Below are 18,892 nucleotides of genomic sequence, written 5' to 3'. Positions count from 1 at the left end.
CTTTACACCTGTCCGGAGAGCAGACGGGTCCGCTCGTTCTCGGTCCGCACCACCTCATCCACAGGGATGTGGAAGTCGCGGTTGTAGTTGAAGGTATGGTTGATGGCGACCGCCAGCAGGCCGATGAAGCTCACCGCGGCCAGCCACCAGATGTGCCAGATCAGGGCGAAGCCGAGAGCCGTGCTGAGGCCGGCCAGGATGATGCCGGTGCCGGTGTTGCTCGGCATGTGGATCGGGCGGAAGCCCTCCAGCGGACGGGCGTAGCCGCGCTTCTTCATGTCCCACCAGGCATCGTTGTCATGGATGACCGGCGTGAAGGCGAAGTTGTAGTCCGGCGGCGGCGAGGAGGTCGCCCATTCCAGGGTACGGCCATGCCACGGATCGCCGGAGACGTCGACCAGCTGCTTGCGCTTCAGGATGCTGACGGCGATCTGGATCAGGAAGGACCCGATGCCGAGCGCGATCAGGACGGCGCCGAAGGCAGCGATCTGGAACCAGATCTGCAGCGACGGATCCTCGAAGACGCGCAGGCGGCGGGTGACGCCCATCAGGCCCAGGACGTAGAGCGGCATGAAGGCGAAATAGAAGCCGATCACCCAGAACCAGAAGGACATCTTGCCCCAGAACGGGTCGAGGCGGAAACCGAAGGCCTTCGGCCACCAGTAGTAGATGCCGGCGAACAGGCCGAACAGCACGCCGCCGATGATGACGTTGTGGAAGTGGGCGATCAGGAACAGGCTGTTGTGCAGGACGAAGTCGGCCGGCGGCACCGCCAGCAGAACGCCGGTCATGCCGCCGAGCACGAAGGTCAGCATGAAGGCGATGGTCCACATCATCGGCAGCTCGAACCGGATGCGGCCGCGGTACATGGTGAACAGCCAGTTGAAGATCTTCGCACCCGTCGGGATCGAGATGATCATCGTCGTGATGCCGAAGAACGAGTTCACGCTGGCGCCCGAACCCATGGTGAAGAAGTGGTGCAGCCACACCAGGTAGGACAGGATGGTGATGACGACGGTCGCGTAGACCATCGAGGTGTAGCCGAACAGCTTCTTGCCGGTGAAGGTGGAGGTCACTTCCGAGAAGATGCCGAAGCACGGCAGGATCAGGATGTAGACTTCCGGATGGCCCCAGATCCAGATCAGGTTCACGTACATCATGGGGTTGCCGCCCATGTCGTTCGTGAAGAAATGCGTGCCGGCATAGCGGTCCAGCGACAGCAGGACCAGCACGGCGGTCAGGATCGGGAAGGAGGCGACGATCAGGACGTTGGTGCAGAGCGAGGTCCAGGTGAAGACCGGCATCTTCATCATGGTCATGCCGGGGGCGCGCATCTTCACGATCGTGCAGATCAGGTTGATGCCCGACAGCGTCGTTCCGACACCCGCCACCTGCAAGGCCCAGATGTAATAGTCGACGCCGACGTCCGGGCTGGCCTCCAGCCCCGACAGCGGCGGATAGGCCAGCCAGCCGGTGCGCGCGAACTCACCGATGAACAGCGAGGCCATGATCAGGACGGCGCCGCCGACGGTCATCCAGAAGCTGAAATTGTTCAGGAACGGGAAGGACACGTCGCGGGCGCCGATCTGCAGCGGCACGACATAGTTCATCAGCCCCGTCACGAAGGGCATCGCGACGAAGAAGATCATGATCACACCGTGAGCGGTGAAGACCTGATCGAAGTGGTGCGAGTTGAGGTAGCCCTCGCTGCCGTTGAAGGCCATGGCCTGCTGGGCGCGCATCATGATGGCGTCGGCGAAGCCGCGCAGCAGCATGATCAGGCCCAGGATCATGTACATGATGCCGATGCGCTTGTGGTCGACGGTGGTGAACCACTCTTTCCACAGATAGCCCCACAGCTTGAAATAGCTGAGGGCGGCGACCAGCGCGATGCCGCCCAGCATCACCGCGAAGAAGGTCGCGACGACGATGGGCTCGTGATAGGGGAAGGACTCCAGGCTGAGGCGCCCGAAGAGGAAGGTCGTCAGTGTCTCAAGCATGCCGGTTTGCCCAATCAGGGATTGGCCAGCCGCTGCGGCCCGGCCGGGGAGGCGGACGCGCTGATCGGCGTGACGGTGGGGCGCTGCACGGCGCCCGAGTTTGCGGCGGCTTCAACGGCCTCGGCGACGGTGCACAGGCCGGTCGCCTGCGTGTCCGGGAACCCGGCCAGCGTGTTGGCCCGCAGGATGGCGTCGGCCGCGGCCTTGCCGCCGGCGTTCAGCCCGCCCGCGCGGTCGATGGCGGCCATGTCGCTCATGCACATGGTGCCGGGACGCACGCACATGTTCACGACGGCGTTGAACAGCTTCGGATCGACGGTGCCGAAATGCTGGACCGGAACGGCCTCGCTCGGCTTTTCCAGCGCCAGATAGGCGTTGCGGTCGAGCGAGCCGCCCGCCGTCTTCACCTTGGACACCCAGCCGTCGAAATCCTGGTTCGACAGGCCGAGGAAGTTGAAGCGCATGTGCGAGAAGCCCGCACCGCTGTAGTTGGACGAGAAACCCTTGTAGGTCCCCGGCTCGTTGATCACGGCGTGGAGCTTCGTCTCCATGCCCGGCATGGTGTAGATCATGCCGGCCAGCGCCGGAACGTAGAACGAGTTCATCACCGTCGAGGCGGTGAGGCTGAAGCGGATCTGCCGGTCGACCGGGGCCGCCATCTCGTTCACGGACGCGATGCCGTATTCCGGATAGACGAACAGCCATTTCCAGTCGAGCGCCACCACCTGCACGTCCAGCGGCTTGGCGCCGGCCGGAACGGGCTTGTCCGCCGCGATGCGGTCGAGCGGACGGTAGGGATCGAGCTTGTGGGTGGTCACCCAGGTGATGGCACCCAGGCAGATGATGATCAGCAGCGGGGCGGCCCAGATCACCAGTTCAAGCTGCGTCGAATGGTCCCAGTCCGGTTCGTAGCGGGCTGTGTTATTCGACTGACGGTAACGCCAGGCGAACAGCACGGTAAGCGCCATGACCGGGACGATGATCAGGAGCATCAGCAGGGTTGAGATGACCACAAGGTCACCCTGCTGGCTTGCAACGTCGCCGGCCGGGTTCAGCACGACCAGGTTGCAGCCACTCAACGCCGCCATCACTGGCAGCAGGGCGATTGCGCGATAACGGCTCAAGGCAGGACCTGTATCAAAGGTTTGCTTTGGGGAGAGAGCTAGCGGCAATAGCCTAGCTCCGACATTGGACAATTTGTCCAATGCAGCACTCCTGCGCGCTTGACAGATCACCGACTGTTGCGGTGACATATTGTATGATCTGCGGATCATCGCAAGCGAAATAACGCAGCCGGAGCCGACATGATGACTTCATCGATTGCGGCCGTAGAACGGGATGCGAGGCTGGTGAACGCGCGGCATCACGGGATCAATCCCGGAGAGATTGCCATCGGCGTGATCATTGGCCGAACCTCCGAGTTTTTCGACTTTTTCGTTTACGCCATCGCTTCCGTGATCGTTTTCCCGAAGCTGGTGTTCCCCTATGTCGATCCGCTGACCGGGACGCTTTGGTCCTTCGCCATCTTCGCGCTGGCCTTTGTCGCGCGACCGATCGGCACCTTCATCTTCATGGCCATCGACGAGAATTACGGGCGCAGCGCCAAGCTGACCATCGCCCTGTTCCTGCTGGGCATCTCCACCGTGGCGCTGGCCTTCCTGCCGGGCTACGAGTCCATCGGCGTCGCCGCCGCATGGCTGCTGGCCCTGTCCCGCATCGGGCAGGGTGTCGCGCTGGGCGGCACCTGGGACGGTCTGGCCTCGCTTCTGGCGATGAACGCGCCGGAGAACAAGCGCGGCTGGTACGCCATGATCCCGCAGCTGGGCGCGCCCATCGGCCTGATCGTGGCGAGCGGCCTGTTCGCCTACATGGTCAACAGCCTGTCGGCGGAGGATTTCTTCGCCTGGGGCTGGCGCTATCCTTTCTTCGTCGCCTTCGCCATCAACGTGGTGGCCCTGTTCTCCCGCCTGCGGCTGGTGCAGACGCCGGAGTTCGAGCGCCTGTTCGTGAACCGGGAACTGCAGCCGGCCCCGGTGGTGGAGACGCTGCAGGTGGAAGGCAGGCGCGTGGTGATCGGCGCCTTCGCCCCGTTGGCGAGCTTCGCCCTGTTCCACATGGTCACCGTGTTCCCGCTGTCCTGGATCTTCCTGAACGCCAATCAGGAGACCGGCGCCTTCCTGGTGATCGAGGTGATCGCCGCCGCTTTCGGCGTCTTGGCCATCGTCGCCTCCGGCTACATCGCCGACCGGGTGGGGCGGCGCACGCTGCTCGGCACCTGTGCGGCGGCCATCGCGGTGTTCAGCGGCTTCGCCCCGATGCTGCTCGACGGCGGTAAGGTGGGCGAGCTGGTGTTCATGGTGCTGGGCTTCGTCATCCTCGGCCTGTCCTTCGGCCAGTCTTCAGGCTCGGTGGCGTCGGGCTTCAGCCAGCAATACCGCTACACCGGATCGGCGATGACCTCCGATCTGGCCTGGCTGTTCGGCGCCGGCTTCGCGCCTTTCGTCGCCCTGTTCCTGTCCAGCCATTTCGGGCTGATCGCGTCCGGCCTCTATCTGTTGTCCGGTGCGGTCTGCACGCTGGTGGCCCTGAAGATCAACAAGACGCTGTCATCGTGAGGGCCTGAGGACCGCTCCTCTCCCTCTCCCCCCGGGGAGAGGGGCGGGGTGAGGGGGATGCACCGCGTGACTGTCCCAAGACTCCTCGCCGTGCTCCCCCCTCACCCTAACCCTCTCCCCGGGGGGGAGAGGGGAACCCGGCGCCGCCAGCCCCCTGGAACTGCAGGATCTTCGGCGTCCGCATGTCCTCGCCGATGGGGGCGTCGCTGGCGGCACCCCGCATGGCGGAGACCGGGCGGGGGAAGCCGCTGCGGCCGCTGTAGTCCGGCACCGGCAGGCTGCGGTAATAGGCCTCCTCCCGGTGCAGCGTCTGGGCGCACACCGCGTCGAGCGCCGTCACCGCCATAACCGCGCCGAAGGCGATGCGGGCGTTGCCGGCGCGCGGGTTGTTCTCCATCCCAGCCGCCAGCGTCGCCATGTCGACGGCGTCGCCGGCGATGCGGCTCCAGATCCAGGGCTTGGGATCGCCGAGCGCCAGCAGGCCGACGCCGGCGGTGAGTTCCCGCACGCCATAGGCGCGGATCAGGTTGGTCTTGTCCTCCATGCCCATCCAGCGGGCGATGCTGCGCCCGGCCATCACTTCGGCGAAGCCGAGGCCGATGCTGAACCAGCCCAGCCCGCGGGCAAGATTGTCTCCGGCCGAGGAGCGGTCGTAATAGGCCATGATGTCACCTCAGGGCTTGAGGACCACCTTGATGCAGCCGTCCCGCTTGTCGCGGAAGGTCTTGTACATCTCGGGTCCCTGGTCGAGCGGAACGGTGTGGGTGATGACGAAGGACGGGTCGATCTGCCCCTCCTGGATGCGGTTCAGCAGATCGTCGGTCCAGCGGTTGACGTGGGTCTGGCCCATGCGCCAGGTCAGTCCCTTGTTCATCGCCATGCCGAAGGGCATCTTGTCGACCAGACCGCCATAGACGCCGGGGATCGACAGGGTACCGGCGGGGCGGCAGACATAGATCATCTCGCGCAACACATGGGCGCGGTCCGATTCCAGCATCAGCGCCTGCTTGGCGCGGTCCATCATGCTGTCGATGGTGGCAGTGGCGTGCGCCTCCATGCCGACGGCGTCGATGCATTTCTCCGGACCCTTGCCGCCGGTCAGTTCGTTCAGCCGCTCGACGACGCTTTCCTCTTCAAAATCGATCGTGATGGCGCCGCCGGCCTTCGCCATCGCCAGCCGTTCCGGCACGCAATCGATGGCGATCACCTGTTTGGCGCCGAGCAGGATGGCGCTGCGGATCGTCATCTGCCCGACCGGGCCGCAGCCCCAGATCGCCACCGTGTCGGTCGGCTGGATGTCGCACTGGGCGGCGGCCTGCCAGCCGGTGGGGAAGATGTCGCCGAGGAACAGCACCTGTTCGTCGGTCAGCCCGCTGGGGATCTTGATGTGGGTGCGGTCGGCCATTGGCACCCGCACATATTCGGCCTGCCCGCCGGCATAGCCGCCGGTCAGGTGGGTGTAGCCGAACAGGCCGGCGGTGGTGTGGCCGAACATTTTGTCGGCCAGCGCCTTGTTGCGGTTGGAGCGCTCGCAGACCGAATAGTTGCCGCGGCGGCACTGGTCGCACTCGCCACACCAGATGGTGAAGGGAACCACCACCCGCTCGCCGACCTTCAGCGCGCTTTTGGCCTCGGCACCCACCTCCATCACCTCGCCCATGAACTCATGGCCGACGATGTCGCCCTTCTCCATGCCCGGCATGAAATTGTCGTGCAGGTGGAGGTCGGAGCCGCAGATGGCACAGGTCGTCACCTTGACGATGGCGTCGCGCGGATGCTCGATCTCCGGATCGGGGACCGTGTCGCAGCGGATGTCGTTGGCGCCGTGCCAGACCAGTGCTCTCATGGAAATCTCCCCTCATCGGCTACCTGTCGGTCGCCGTCATGGTCCTCTAAAGGCAACAGGGCCGGCGGACGGAGCGTTCCGCCGCCGGCCAGCTCCTTGCCTTCAGGGGAGAGTCAAAGGATCAGTGCCTTTTCGCGGGCGACATTGCCCGACATGATGGCGGTCTGGCCGTCGTCCAGGCTGTTGCGCAGGGCGGGAAAGTCGATCTCCTCCTCCTGCCGGATATGGCCGTCGACGATGCGTTTCAGGTCGAGCGCGACGGCGAGCCAGCGCGGGTCGTCCTTCGGTGTCTGTTCCAGGGTGAAGAGGTGCATCTTCATCTCGGCATGCTCGCCGTAGAGGTGTTTGGCGTCCTCCTCCTTGCGGGCCTCCTCGTGCAGCAGCGGATAGACGACGTCTTCCTCCGCCATGGCATGGGCGGCGAGCCGGCGTTTCAGCCGCAGCAGCAACTGGGTGCGGCGGCCCGGCGCGTCGATGGGGGTCTGCACGATCTCCACCAGCAGAGCCTGGATGTGGCGATGGTCGTCGATCAGCGCGTCGATGCCGTCGCGCCCGGCGGCGTGGCGGGCGGTGCCGGCCAGCTGCGCCACCACCGGCGGCAGCAGACGGCTCGCCACCAGGGCCAGCGCCGCGCCGCCGGCCATCATCGCCAGCCCGCGCGGCGACAGCCAGCCCGTGCCGTCGCGCTGCGGGTAATCCGATCCTGAGTAACGTGCCATGACGGGACTCCCTCCTGCCGGTTGGGTCATCTCGCCCAACCAACAGGCGCGCGCGCCCCGGCGTTCCGGTGATCCCTCAGGATGGCCGGGCCGCCCTCGATGCATCCGGCGACGGTTCGCCCGGCGCATCGGCGGTCGTCACCAGCAGGTGGAGAAGCATCAGGGCGGTGAAGAACAGGTAGGATTGCAGGATGTTGTAGGAGGTGTCGGCAAGCTCGCTCAGGGGGTGGAAGAAGTCGTTGCTGAGGATCGCGAAGCCGGCGCCCAGCATCATCAGCCGGCCCAGGTTCCGGCGCCGGTCGCCGCTGCTCCGTTCCAGCGCCGCCCGGTCGATCAGCACGAACAGCAGATAGGCGCAGACCGGCAGCAGCACGCCGTAATGCGGGACCCAGGCGATGGGCGTGCCGATGGTGAAGCAGGTGCCGGCCACCAGGAAGGACGCAATCGGCTGCCGCCCGCCATTCCTGATCCGCCAGAGCAGGCCGAACAGGACGAAGGCCACGCCGGAAACCAGGGTCGCGATGTGGACCAGCGGGTGGTAGGGGGCGAAGGCGCTGCCCCGCCATTCGGTGTCGCCGTTGGTGGTCGACATCAGGTTGGGGCCGTTGTGCAGCAGGCGGTGCAGCAGCCCGTTGACGGTCTGGTTGGAGTAGTAGCTTTCGCCATGCTGGCCCAGGAAGGACAGCACGTCGAGGTAATGCAGCGACGGCCCGAAGCCGTAGAGCGCGCAGGCGGCGGCGAAGCCGGGAAGCACCACGGCGGCCCAGCCGATGGCGAACCCCCATTCCCGCCGCAGCAGCGCCCAGGCCAGGAACAGCGACATCTGTGGCTTGATCAGCGTCGAGGCGCCGAGCAGCACGCCGGCCAGCACCCGTTGGTCGCGCAGGTAGAACAGGGTGGCGAAGACGAAGGCGGCGTTCAGCCAGACCTGGATCTGGCCGACGGCGAAGGCCTTGACCACCGGATAGAAGCACAGCGCCGCCACCGCCCCCAGGGCGGCCAGGGTCAGCCGGCTGACGCCGCCGCGCATCGCCCGGTCGAAGCCCATGCGCTCCGCCAGGTCACGCATCAGCAGTGCCATGCCGCCGGCCGTTGCGACGACCATCAGCAGGTTGATCAGGGCATAGATGCGCAGATGCAGCAGCCCGACCGCCGACAGCGCCTCCATCACCAGAAGCGAGGTCAGTGGATACTGGAACTTCACATGCTGGGTGAAGAAGACGGCGTCATAGACATTCTCCTTCCCATGCTCGCGCAGCCAGCTGAAGGCCGTCATCATGGGTTCCCAGCTGTCGAGCGGAAGCCGTTCCGGCGACCGGCCCGCCACCAGCAGCAGGACATCCCAAACCGTGGTGTCGCCGGTCCCGCCATCCAGATAGGGGCGGAAGACGACGCCAAGCAACGTGTCGGCACACAGCACGAACAGGAATGCCACCGACACCGTCCAGGCGGCGAAGCGGTCCTTGGCCAGGACATTGGCGGCCAAGATGTCGACCGCATTGGTCCTGTTGCCGCCCAGCGGTCCTTCCAGCGTTCCTTCCGCCGCGCGCACGAAATCCTTCGATCTCATCGACGACCACTCCCTGGCATTTGTCCCGGCTTGAGGCCGCCGGCAAGTCCGCGAAACTATGCCAGAGCATGGCGCTGGGGGAACGTGCCCCACCCGTGCCGGACCGGGGTAATGCCATTAAGCGCCGGCCACCCGCAGCGGTAGCCAACTACCACGCCGCGACCGTTGACGGCGCGTTCGGACGAAGAATGGCGGCGTGGAAAATATCGGGGCTGTGACTGTCCGGACCGGCCGCCACCGGTTGTCGGCGATTCAAAGTCGGGCCGCCGGCAACCCACCGTTGCCGAACGCATGGAGGTTATGCGTTTTCGGAATCCCTTGTTTTACCTTGGCTTATTGTTCTTAGGGGGCTGAGTATTCTAATGTCATGCTACCCCCATTTCGGGTTCGGCCGGATGCCGCCCCGACAGAGACAAGCTTCAGGCCCCCGGTGACCCGACGGTGATGGCGTCCTCTCACATAATCGTCGGTGGCGCCACGTGGTTCTACCTGTCGAGCCGGTACGGGATGACCTTCGACGCGGTCGCCTTCGGGGCGGCGATTCTGGGGGCGCTTGCCCCGGACATCGACCATCCGAAATCGACGCTCGGCCAGCTGGTCAAGCCGCTCTCCACCGCGATTTCCAACATCTTCGGCCATCGCGGCGTCACCCATTCCGCCCTCGCCATCGTCGGCTGCCTGTGGGTTCTGCACGAACATGCGGCCTACCAGCATGTGCTGATCCCCTTCATCGTCGGCTACCTCACCCATCTGGCCGGCGACATGCTGACGCCGGCCGGCCTGCCGCTGCTGTGGCCGATCAAGCGGCGGCGCAACTTCGCCCTGCCCATTCTGAAGACCGGCGGTTTTTCCGAACAACTGGCGGTGACGCTGATGGCGGGCTGGATGATCTCCGGCCTGTTCTCCGGCGGCTGGCCGGAATTCCCGCTGCAACGGCCCTGGCGCTCGGTGGTGGCCGCGGCGCAGACCTATCTGGGCGAGGGGGGCATGGAAAAGGCCGCTCCCCCGCTGCCCGTGCGCAAGCCGCCGGAAACCAGCCGGACCAAGCCGCTGAAGGGCTGATTCCCGGCCGTTCGGGCTTGCGTGCCGATACCCTGTCAAATCTTCCGCAAGAAACCCGAGGATCCATGTGGATTGTCGGAGATGGAGCCATGTATCCGAATTTTATTCCGCAAAAACGGAATTGCCGGAAACGCGCCTCCAAAAACAGGCCGGATGTTCTGATATTTTGCCGCAGGACCCATCATAGATTCTGCATAAATGCTTCAATGAAGAATTTTGTACGGATAAATGGCAGAAATACCAGATGGAAAGGATCCTGGAAAATCGGTTAGCCTGACAGGCGTTGGACCGGCCTCACCGACTGCCGGACACGGGCTTTTCGAAGCCGCCCCAAGCCCCCCGACCAGAGCCAGCCACGCGATGAACCAGATGACCGACCCGAGCGTTGCCCCCGCCTCCGAGCCGTCCCTCTCCAGCGAGGCCCTGACCACCGGGGCCGGCCCCTTCGCCGCCTTCGCTCCCGTCGTTCGTCCGGCCAGTCCGCTGCGTCAGGCGATCACCGCCGCCTACCGCCGGCCGGAGCCGGATTGCGTGGCGTGGCTGGTCGATCAGGCGGCGCTGCCGGCCGAGGTGACGGCGGCGGCGGCCCAGACCGCGCGCACGCTGATCTCGGCCCTGCGCGCCAAGCCGCAGGGGCGCGGGGTCGAGGGGCTGATCCACGAATACAGCCTGTCGAGCCAGGAGGGCGTGGCGCTGATGTGTCTGGCGGAGGCGCTGCTGCGCATCCCCGACCGCGCCACCCGCGACGCGCTGATCCGCGACAAGATCGCCGGCGGCGACTGGCACGCCCATCTCGGCAACAGCCCGTCGCTGTTCGTCAATGCCGCGACCTGGGGGCTGCTGGTCACCGGCAAGGTCACGGGCGTGCTGGGAAACAGCTTCGGCGGCGAGCAGGCTCTGTCGTCGGCGCTGACCAAGCTGATCCTGCGCGGCGGCGAGCCGCTGATCCGCCGCGGCGTCGATTTCGCCATGCGGATGATGGGCGAACAGTTCGTCACCGGCCAGACCATCGACGAGGCGCTGTCCAACAGCCGCAAGATGGAGGCGGAAGGTTTCCGCTATTCCTACGACATGCTGGGGGAGGCGGCGACCACCGCCGCCGATGCCGACCGCTATTACGCCGATTATGAAAAGGCCATCCACGCCATCGGCAAGGCCTCGGCCGGGCGCGGCATCTATGACGGCCCCGGCATCTCGATCAAGCTGTCGGCCCTGCATCCGCGTTATTCGCGAGCCCAGGCGGATCGCGTGATGGCGGAACTGCTGCCGCGCGTCACCGAACTGGCCCGGCTGGCCCGCAGCTACGACATCGGCCTGAACATCGACGCCGAGGAGGCCGACCGGCTGGAGCTGTCGCTCGACCTGCTGGAAGCGCTGTGCTTCGATCCTGACCTGACGGGTTGGGACGGCATCGGCTTCGTGGTCCAGGCCTATGGCAAGCGCTGCCCCTATGTCATCGACTTCGTCGTCGATCTGGCCCGGCGCAGCAGCCACCGGCTGATGGTGCGTCTGGTGAAGGGCGCCTATTGGGACAGCGAGATCAAGCGCGCCCAGGTTGACGGGCTGGAGGATTTCCCGGTCTACACCCGCAAGCTGCACACCGACGTGTCCTATGTCGCCTGCGCCCGCCGGCTGCTGGGTGCCCCCGACGCGGTGTTCCCGCAGTTCGCCACCCACAACGCCCAGACCCTGGCGACCATTTACCAGATGGCCGCCCAGCTGAACGGCGACTTCAAGGTCGGCCAGTACGAGTTCCAGTGCCTGCACGGCATGGGCGAGCCGCTCTACAAGGAGGTTGTCGGCCCGCTGAAGCGGCCCTGCCGCGTCTATGCCCCGGTCGGCACCCATGAGACGCTGCTGGCCTATCTGGTCCGCCGCCTGCTGGAGAACGGCGCCAACAGCTCCTTCGTCAACCGCATCGCCGACAAGAGCGTGTCCATCGACGATCTGGTCGCCGACCCGGTGGCGCTGGCCCGCGCCGCCCTGCCGGTGGGTGCCAAGAACCCGCTGATTTCCCTGCCGGCCGATCTCTACGGCGCCGAACGGGCGAACTCCGCCGGGCTCGACCTGTCGAACGAAATGGTCCTGGCCGACTTGTCCGCCGCCCTGCGCGACAGCGCCGCCATCGCCTGGACCGCCGCCCCGCTGCTGGCGGACGGCGAGCGCAGCGGCGGACATCCCGGCAAGGCCCAGCCGGTGCTGAACCCGGCCGACCATCGCGACGTCGTCGGGCAGTGCGTCGAGGCCGGCCCCACCGACATCGCCGACGCCATCCTGTTCGCCGAGGCCGCCGCTCCGGTCTGGGCGGCCACCCCGCCGGCCGAGCGCGCCGCCTGCCTGTTCCGCGCCGCCGACATGATGCAGGCGCGCCTGCCGACCCTGCTCGGCCTGATCATCCGCGAGGCCGGCAAATCCACCGCCAACGCCATCGCCGAGGTGCGCGAGGCCATCGACTTCCTGCGCTATTACGGCGCCAGGGTCCGCGACGGCTTCGCCAACGACACCCATCTGCCGCTGGGGCCGGTGGTCTGCATCAGCCCGTGGAACTTCCCGCTCGCCATCTTCTCCGGCCAGGTCGCCGCGGCGCTCGCCGCCGGCAACCCGGTGCTGGCCAAGCCGGCGGAGGAAACCCCGCTGGTCGCGGCGGAGGCCGTGCGCATCCTTCGGGCCGCCGGGGTTCCGGCCGGCGCGGTCCAACTTCTCCCCGGTGCGGGCGAAGTCGGTGCCGCCCTGGTCGGCCACGCCGGCACCCGCGCGGTGATGTTCACCGGCTCCACCGAGGTGGCCCGCCTGATCCAGCGCCAGTTGGCCGGGCGTCTGTCGCCGCAAGGGGCGCCGATCCCGCTGATCGCCGAAACCGGCGGCCAGAACGCCATGATCGTCGACAGCTCCGCCCTGGCCGAGCAGGTGGTCGGCGACGTGATCGCGTCCGCCTTCGACAGCGCCGGCCAGCGCTGCTCGGCCCTGCGCATCCTCTGCCTGCAGGAGGATGTCGCCGACCGCACGCTGACCATGCTGAAGGGCGCGATGCGCGAGCTGCGCATCGGCAGCCCCGACCGGTTGGCCGTCGATGTCGGCCCGGTCATCACCGCGGAGGCGCGCGACGGCATCGTCCGCCATATCGAGGCGATGCGGGCCAAGGGCCGCCGGGTCGAGTCGCTGCCGCTGCCGGCGGAGACCGCTGAAGGCACCTTCGTCGCGCCGACCATCGTCGAGATCGACGGCATCGCCGATCTGGAGCGCGAGGTGTTCGGCCCGGTCCTGCACGTCCTGCGCTTCCGCCGCGACGATCTGGACCGGCTGGTCGACGCCATCAACGGCACCGGCTACGGCCTGACCTTCGGTCTGCACACCCGCATCGACGCCACCATCGACCGGGTGACGAGCCGGATCGAGGCCGGCAACCTGTACGTCAACCGCAACACCATCGGCGCGGTGGTCGGCGTACAGCCCTTCGGCGGCCATGGCCTGTCCGGCACCGGCCCGAAGGCCGGCGGCCCGCTGTACCTGTCGCGCCTGCTGTCCGTACGTCCGGTATTGGACCTCGGCCTGCGCGGCGACGACGCCGTACGTGCGCCGGCCCATGCCCTGGCCGACTGGCTGGCCGACCGGGGCAAGGCGGAGATCGCCACCGGCGTCCGGTCGCTCGCCAAGCGGTCCCTCGTCGGCGGCAGCGTCGAACTGGCCGGCCCGGTCGGCGAGAGCAACGTCTACAGCCTGATCCCGCGCGGCCGCATCCTGCTGCTGCCGCAGACCGAAGACGGGCTGTACCGTCTGCTCGGGGCTGCCCTCGCCGCCGGCAACGAGGTGGTGGTCGATGGCGACGCCGCCGTCACCGCCGGCCTGACGGGTCTTCCGGCGGAGCTTGCTGCCCTTGTCCGGGTGGGGGCGAACTGGACCGGCTTCGGGCCGCTGGCCGGTGCGCTGGTGGAGGGCGACTCCGCCCGCCTGCTGGCCGCCAACCGCCGCATCGCCGAGCTGCCCGGCCCCCTCGTCCTGACCCAGGGCGTTCCGGCCGGTGGCGCAGGCGTGGAGATCGCCTGGCTGATGAACGAGCGCTCGCTCAGCGTCAACACCACCGCCGCCGGCGGCAACGCCAGCCTCGTGGCGATGAGCTAAGAGCGGGATCTGAAATCCCCCTCTCCCCGGGGGAGAGAGGAGATGTCTGCAAGTGCCCGGCGCAGCCGCTCTGCCGTTTCCGGATCGGCCGGAAAGAACGCTTCGATCGCCAATTCGGACAGCGTCACGTCCACCGCCGTCCCGAAAACGGTCGTCGTGCTGAACAGGTTCAGAAGCCCGAAGGACGTGTGCAGCCGCAGCGGCACGACCACGTCGTGATGGTGCCCGGCCTCATACTCGCCCTCATAACCGGAGGCCGGCGCCGGGTAGCCCTGCAACTCGCTGCGCAGGGCGACCAGGACCGGGTCGGCGCCCGCCTCGATCTGGCGGGTCAGGCGGGACAGCACATGGTCCCGCCACTGCGCCCAGTTGCCGATGCGGCCGGCCAGCCCGCCGGGATGCAGGCTGAGGCGCAGGACATTGACCGGTCCGGCCAGCAGCTCGGCCGACACCCCCTCCAGCATCGGCGCCACCGCCCGGTTCGCCGCCAGCAGGTGCCAATGCCGGTCCACCGCCAGCGCCGGGAAGGGCTCGTGCCCGGTCAGCACCAGATCGACCGCCTTGCGTGCCGCTTGCATCGCCGGGCTGTCCAAACTGTGCTCGCTGTAGACCGGGGCAAAGCCGGCGGCGACCAGCAGGGCGTTGCGCTCGCGCAAGGGCACGTCCAGCCGTTCGGCCAGATGGATCAGCATGCCGCGGCTGGGCTGCGACCGGCCGGTCTCCAGAAAGCTGACATGCCGGGTCGAGATGTCCGCCTCGCAGGCGAGGTCGAGTTGGCTCAGCCCCCGGCGCTGGCGCCAGGACCGCAGCAAGGCGCCGACCGGCGGCGGGGTCGGAACCCTGCCGTTTCGGCTGGGTGTCTGCGGGGTGTCCTGGGGCATGGGTGCTGGCTCCGAACCGGTGTTGCGGTCGATGGTTGCCGTCATCCGCGGGCGAAGGCCAGCAGTTCCGCGTTGAAGCGGTCGCGGTGGGTGATGAACAGGCCATGCGGCGCCCCCTCGTAGAAAGACAGCCTGGCGTTCGGCATCAGCGCCACCGTGCGCTCGGCGAGCGACAACGGCGTCGTCACGTCGCGGTCGCCATGGACGACCAGCGTCGGCACGGCGATGGCCGGCAGCTCTTCCCGGAAATCGGCCGCGGTGATGGCGCGGTTGCACTCCAGCAGGGCCATCAGCGAGGATTGCAGCGCCATGCCCACGATCCAGCCCTTCATCTCCGCCGAGGTCTCCGCGGTCACGAACGGGTCGATGTTGTCGCCGAGCCATTTCGGGAAGTCGCGCAGCAGCTGGTCCGTCCGGAAGGCCTCGAACAGCGCCGGATCGACACCGTCAGGGTTGTCGCCGGTCCGCGCCATCAGCGGCGTGATGGTTCCGACCATCACCACGCCCTTGACCCGCCCGGCACCGTGGCGGGACAGATAGCGCACGATCTCCCCCGTCGCCATCGAATGGCCGACCAGGGTCACGTCGCGCAAATCCAGCCCATCCAGCAGTGCCGCAATGTCGTCCGCCAGCCGGTCGAAGCCATAGCCGGACGGCGATTCGTCCGACCGTCCATGGCCGCGGCGGTCGAAGGCGATGCAGCGGCACCCCTGTTCTGACAGCGGCGCCATCTGGTAGGCCCAAGTGTCGGAGGTCAGCGACCAGCTCGACACGAACAAGATGGGATGGCTGCCTTCCCTGTTGCCCCAGTCGCGATAGAACAGGCGCACGCCATCGTCGGTGTCGATGAAGCCCATGACGTCACTCCTCCCCCTGCTGTCCGCCGGATTGTCCCGGCAAACCCATGATCGCCCGGGAAAGGGACCGGAATCGATTACGTGGCAGGTAATGAGGCACACCTACGTTCCTGCGGCAGGCGCATGCCTGCCATCACTGCCGCACTGCGGTACGCGGATGCACGATCCGGTTTAAGGTCCTGCACCGTCACCGCTGCCGTCCGGAACCTCGATGCGTCTGATCTTCCTGCTCGGTCTTGCCGGCTTCGCCAGCGCCTTCTCTCTCCGCACCACCGATCCGATGCTGACGCTGATCGCCGACGATCTCGACGTGACCGTGCGGCAGGCGGCGCTGCTGGCCTCGGCCTACACGCTGCCCTATGCGCTGATGCAGATCGTGCTGGGGCCGGTGGGCGACGCCATCGGCAAGTCGCGGCTGGTCCGGCTGGCGCTGTCGGTGCTGACGGTCGGTCTGGTGCTGTCCACCATCGCGCCGACTTACGGCACGGTGATGGCCGGGCGCATCCTGGCCGGCGCCTTCGCCGGCGGCATCATCCCGGCCTCCATGGCGCTGATCGGCGACCGGGTCCCCTATGAGGAGCGGCAGATCGCCATCAGCCGTTTCCTACTGGCGGTGATCCTCGGGCAGATGTCGGGCTCCGCCGTGTCGGGCGCGCTGGCCGAGGCCTTCGGCTGGCGCGCGGTGTTCGGCCTGTCCGCCGGCCTGACCGCGCTGATCTGTGCAGCATCCCTGATCGGGCTCGCGCGCGAGGTCGAGACGCGCTCGCCCCTGTCGGTGGCGGAGGCGCAGCGGCGCTACGCCACCGTGCTGACCAACCCGGCCTCTCTGTTCGTCTTCGCCACGGTGGCGGCGGAAGGGCTGCTGATCTTCGGCGTCTTCCCCTTCGTGGCGCCGGTGCTGATCGAGCATGGCGCGGCCGGCGCCTTCCAGGCCGGGCTGACCATCGCCGCCTTCGCCATCGGCGGCGTCGTCTATAGCGCCGTGGTGCGGCGGCTGATCGCCTCGCTCGGCCAATGGGGCATGATGAAGGCGGGCGGGCTGGCGGCCGGGCTTGCCTATCTGGTGATCGCCTTCCCGGTGCCCTGGCCGGTGGTCAGCCTCGCCTTCCTGGTCGCCGGCTTCGGCTTCTACATGCTGCACAACACCATGCAGACCCAGGCGACGGAACTGGCCCCCACCGCCCGCGGGTCGGCGCTGGCCCTGTTCGCGTCGAGCTTCTTCATCGGCCAGGGCATCGGCCCGGTGCTGTACGGCTATATCTCCACCCACACCGGCTTCGGGCCGCTGTTCCTCGGCGTCGGCGCGCTGACCGCCGGGCTGGGCTTCGCCTCGGCCCGGCTGATCCGGCGCCGGTGAGGGCGCGATGCGACTCAGCGCGCCAAAAGGATCTTGTATCCTTTTTCATGCATGCATTTGGTGAGGTAGCTGCCAAGCGAGACGACCGGAGTGCTGAGTTCGCAGTCGGCAAGGTCGCGGTTGTATTTGACGATGTCGACGCCTTCCATATCGACAATCGGAGCCTCGGCCTTGGTCACGCAGCCGGCGAGAATGGTCAAGGCGACTGGAGCGGACAGGGCAAGCAGAACCAAGCGGGTCATGTAGTCTTTTTTCCTTTTCCCGGAATTTCGATGGCAGGGGGCGTCGCTGCGGCAACTTACCCGATGCCGTGGATCAGAGCGCGGTACAGGCTGCGATGCAATAAGAAGTTGATCGCATGCTTGCATGAACCCCTCAGGGTTATAGTATTGCCCGTTACAGGCAGGACCGGATGTAGGGCCGGTTCGCCTCCCACAACTCGTCCAGAATGGCGGCTGCCGCCGTGCTGGAATTGACGACGGGGTCGATCAGCAGGGCCTGAAGCGCCAGTTCCTTCGACCCGTGCAGCGCCGCCTCCACCGACAGTTGCTGCACGTTGGCCTGGACCGACAGCAGCTTCAGGATGCCGTCGGGCAGCCGGCCGAGCGAGACCGGATGGACGCCCGCGGCATCGGCCACCAGCGGCACCTCGACCGCCAGTTCGTCGGGCAGGCCGGGGATGACGCCGCGGTTGATGACGATGCCGCTTTCGATGAAGCGTTTCTGGTTGTGCAGCTGGCCGGCGATCACCGCCACCGCCCGCTCGCCCCAGGATGGCTTGGTCCAGTCGTCGGGGATCGGTTTGCTGCCGTCGATGACGCCGTCCATCAGGTCGCGCAGAATGACGCGGCCCTCCTCGTCGTGCTTGAAGTCGAAGCCGTGTTCCCCGGCCTCCCAGCCATAGGGCAGGAATTCGCCGGTGTGGTCGTCACTGGGCGTCACCCACAGGCCGAAGGCGTGGAACAGACGGCGTGCCAGCGGGGTGAAGGCCGGGTCGTGCGTCGCCTCCCGCTCGCGCAGCAGGGGATAGAGGTCGCGTCCCGTCGCCTTTTCCCGGATGGCGGTCAGCCATTGGAAATGGTTCAGCCCGGCTCCCCAGACATCGACCTCCTTCTCCGCCCTGCCCAGGATCTGGCAGATGAACCAGCGCGCCAGGAAGATGCCGTGGCAGAGCCCCAGCGTCCGCACAGCGGTGCAGCGCGACAGCCCCAGGACGATGCGGCTTTCCGGGTTCGACAGGTTGATGAACAGGGCGTCAGGGCAGATCGCCTCGACGTCGCGAGCGATGTCGACGATCAGCGGCAGGGTGCGCAGGGTGAAGAACAGCCCGCCGGGCCCGCCATTCTCGCCCAGCGTGTGACGGATGCCATGCTTCTTCGGCACCTCGAAATCCAGTTTCCACAGCCGGTTGCGGTCGATGGCGATGGCGCACAGCACGAAGCCGGCACCCTGGAGGGCGGCCCTGCGGTCGGTGGTCTTCTCGATGGTGATGCCGGCGTTGCCGCGGCGGTTCAGCACCTCCGCCAGCGCCGCCATGCGGTCGAGCGCGTCCGGGTTGGTGTCAACCAGCGTCAGGGTGCTGCCGGCCAGCTCGGTGGTGGAGAACAGATCCTGGAACAGGCTGAGCCCGAAGGCGGCGCTGCCGGCGCCGATGAAGACGATCCTGGTGGTGTTTTGCATCTTGGTTTCCTCCGCAAACGGAGCGGCTGACCGCCGTCTTGTCGGGTCAGGCTACGCCGTTCGAACAGGTCCGCACAGTGCCTGTGTGCAACCACCTGTGGCTGCGCCACCGCGTCGCGCCCCAAGCGTCCGCATGCTTGCCCCATGGCGGAACAGGCCCGGCTGGGGCATGCTGGGGAAAACGGA

The 18,892-nt window shown here is 67.0% G+C and carries 14 protein-coding genes; 4 read left to right on the top strand and 10 right to left on the bottom strand.

The genetic code is table 11. The features are described 5' to 3' along the window. Nucleotides 1-2: 2 nt before the first annotated feature. Nucleotides 3-2,000 (bottom strand): cytochrome o ubiquinol oxidase subunit I, encoded by a 1,998-nt coding sequence (gene cyoB, locus CRT60_RS05005; protein ID WP_098735344.1) that lies wholly within the window; start codon nt 1,998-2,000, stop codon nt 3-5. Nucleotides 2,001-2,014: 14 nt separating this feature from the next. Next, on the bottom strand, nt 2,015-3,124 hold the full coding sequence (cyoA, locus tag CRT60_RS05000) for a ubiquinol oxidase subunit II (protein WP_161957977.1): 1,110 nt from the start codon (nt 3,122-3,124) through the stop codon (nt 2,015-2,017). A 180-nt stretch (nt 3,125-3,304) separates the two neighbouring features. Between cyoA and CRT60_RS04995 the strand changes: the two genes are divergently transcribed. Beyond that, nucleotides 3,305-4,615: an MFS transporter gene (locus CRT60_RS04995; RefSeq protein WP_098735342.1), complete on the top strand. Its 1,311-nt coding sequence runs from the start codon at nt 3,305-3,307 to the stop codon at nt 4,613-4,615. Nucleotides 4,616-4,721: 106 nt separating this feature from the next. On the opposite strand, the gene CRT60_RS04985 is transcribed toward CRT60_RS04995, so the two are convergent. The 4 genes from CRT60_RS04985 to CRT60_RS04970 all read right to left on the bottom strand — a co-directional run bounded on the left by CRT60_RS04985 (nt 4,722) and on the right by CRT60_RS04970 (nt 8,750). After that, the gene (locus CRT60_RS04985) at nt 4,722-5,279 is read right to left on the bottom strand and encodes a cyclase dehydrase (protein WP_098735341.1); all 558 of its coding nucleotides are present in this window, start codon (nt 5,277-5,279) and stop codon (nt 4,722-4,724) included. 9 nt (nt 5,280-5,288) lie between these two features. After that, nucleotides 5,289-6,461: a zinc-dependent alcohol dehydrogenase gene (locus CRT60_RS04980; RefSeq protein ID WP_098735340.1), complete on the bottom strand. Its 1,173-nt coding sequence runs from the start codon at nt 6,459-6,461 to the stop codon at nt 5,289-5,291. A 113-nt stretch (nt 6,462-6,574) separates the two neighbouring features. Then, complete coding sequence (locus CRT60_RS04975; protein WP_098735339.1) at nt 6,575-7,180, bottom strand: hemerythrin domain-containing protein; 606 nt, start codon at nt 7,178-7,180, stop codon at nt 6,575-6,577. 76 nt (nt 7,181-7,256) lie between these two features. Beyond that, a complete protein-coding gene (locus CRT60_RS04970; protein WP_098735338.1) occupies nt 7,257-8,750 on the bottom strand; it encodes a glycosyltransferase family 87 protein in 1,494 nt (497 codons plus the stop codon). Nucleotides 8,751-9,194: 444 nt separating this feature from the next. Here CRT60_RS04970 and CRT60_RS04965 point away from each other — a divergent pair, with 444 nt between their 5' ends. Beyond that, nucleotides 9,195-9,812, top strand: coding sequence for a metal-dependent hydrolase (locus tag CRT60_RS04965; RefSeq protein ID WP_098735337.1), 618 nt, complete (start codon nt 9,195-9,197; stop codon nt 9,810-9,812). 369 nt (nt 9,813-10,181) lie between these two features. Beyond that, nucleotides 10,182-13,931: a trifunctional transcriptional regulator/proline dehydrogenase/L-glutamate gamma-semialdehyde dehydrogenase gene (putA, locus tag CRT60_RS04960; RefSeq protein ID WP_098735571.1), complete on the top strand. Its 3,750-nt coding sequence runs from the start codon at nt 10,182-10,184 to the stop codon at nt 13,929-13,931. Here the strand turns inward: putA and CRT60_RS04955 are convergent. Further along, a complete protein-coding gene (locus tag CRT60_RS04955) occupies nt 13,928-14,812 on the bottom strand; it encodes a helix-turn-helix domain-containing protein (protein ID WP_098735570.1) in 885 nt (294 codons plus the stop codon). The two genes, putA and CRT60_RS04955, sit on opposite strands and share 4 nt — an antisense overlap. A gap of 41 nt (nt 14,813-14,853) precedes the next feature. Beyond that, nucleotides 14,854-15,669, bottom strand: coding sequence for an alpha/beta fold hydrolase (locus CRT60_RS04950; RefSeq protein WP_098735336.1), 816 nt, complete (start codon nt 15,667-15,669; stop codon nt 14,854-14,856). A gap of 211 nt (nt 15,670-15,880) precedes the next feature. Between CRT60_RS04950 and CRT60_RS04945 the strand changes: the two genes are divergently transcribed. Continuing rightward, nucleotides 15,881-17,026: an MFS transporter gene (locus tag CRT60_RS04945; RefSeq protein WP_098735335.1), complete on the top strand. Its 1,146-nt coding sequence runs from the start codon at nt 15,881-15,883 to the stop codon at nt 17,024-17,026. 14 nt (nt 17,027-17,040) lie between these two features. Here the strand turns inward: CRT60_RS04945 and CRT60_RS36830 are convergent, their stop codons facing one another. Both CRT60_RS36830 and CRT60_RS04935 read right to left on the bottom strand, forming a co-directional pair. Beyond that, nucleotides 17,041-17,268 carry a hypothetical protein gene (locus CRT60_RS36830; protein ID WP_174471163.1) on the bottom strand — a complete coding sequence of 76 codons (228 nt, stop codon included), beginning with the start codon at nt 17,266-17,268 and terminating at the stop codon, nt 17,041-17,043. 154 nt (nt 17,269-17,422) lie between these two features. Further along, nucleotides 17,423-18,706 carry a family 4 glycosyl hydrolase gene (locus CRT60_RS04935; protein ID WP_098735333.1) on the bottom strand — a complete coding sequence of 428 codons (1,284 nt, stop codon included), beginning with the start codon at nt 18,704-18,706 and terminating at the stop codon, nt 17,423-17,425. Between the last annotated feature and the right edge of the window lie 186 nt (nt 18,707-18,892).

The sequence above is a fragment of the Azospirillum palustre genome (assembly GCF_002573965.1).
Taxonomy (GTDB): domain Bacteria; phylum Pseudomonadota; class Alphaproteobacteria; order Azospirillales; family Azospirillaceae; genus Azospirillum; species Azospirillum palustre.
Note: the sequence above shows the minus strand (reverse complement) of the source record. Positions and strands in the feature narration are given on the sequence as shown.

Excerpts from the sequence above, each read along its gene's own strand:
- CRT60_RS04995 (WP_098735342.1), top strand. The coding sequence starts at position 3,305 with ATGATGACTTCATCGATTGCGGCCGTAGAACGGGATGCGAGGCTGGTG.
- cyoB (WP_098735344.1), bottom strand. The coding sequence starts at position 2,000 with ATGCTTGAGACACTGACGACCTTCCTCTTCGGGCGCCTCAGCCTGGAG.
- CRT60_RS04965 (WP_098735337.1), top strand. The coding sequence starts at position 9,195 with ATGGCGTCCTCTCACATAATCGTCGGTGGCGCCACGTGGTTCTACCTG.
- CRT60_RS04950 (WP_098735336.1), bottom strand. The coding sequence starts at position 15,669 with ATGGGCTTCATCGACACCGACGATGGCGTGCGCCTGTTCTATCGCGAC.
- CRT60_RS04935 (WP_098735333.1), bottom strand. The coding sequence starts at position 18,706 with ATGCAAAACACCACCAGGATCGTCTTCATCGGCGCCGGCAGCGCCGCC.
- CRT60_RS36830 (WP_174471163.1), bottom strand. The coding sequence starts at position 17,268 with ATGACCCGCTTGGTTCTGCTTGCCCTGTCCGCTCCAGTCGCCTTGACC.
- CRT60_RS04985 (WP_098735341.1), bottom strand. The coding sequence starts at position 5,279 with ATGGCCTATTACGACCGCTCCTCGGCCGGAGACAATCTTGCCCGCGGG.
- CRT60_RS04975 (WP_098735339.1), bottom strand. The coding sequence starts at position 7,180 with ATGGCACGTTACTCAGGATCGGATTACCCGCAGCGCGACGGCACGGGC.
- CRT60_RS04980 (WP_098735340.1), bottom strand. The coding sequence starts at position 6,461 with ATGAGAGCACTGGTCTGGCACGGCGCCAACGACATCCGCTGCGACACG.
- CRT60_RS04970 (WP_098735338.1), bottom strand. The coding sequence starts at position 8,750 with ATGAGATCGAAGGATTTCGTGCGCGCGGCGGAAGGAACGCTGGAAGGA.
- CRT60_RS04945 (WP_098735335.1), top strand. The coding sequence starts at position 15,881 with ATGCGTCTGATCTTCCTGCTCGGTCTTGCCGGCTTCGCCAGCGCCTTC.
- putA (WP_098735571.1), top strand. The coding sequence starts at position 10,182 with ATGACCGACCCGAGCGTTGCCCCCGCCTCCGAGCCGTCCCTCTCCAGC.
- CRT60_RS04955 (WP_098735570.1), bottom strand. The coding sequence starts at position 14,812 with ATGCCCCAGGACACCCCGCAGACACCCAGCCGAAACGGCAGGGTTCCG.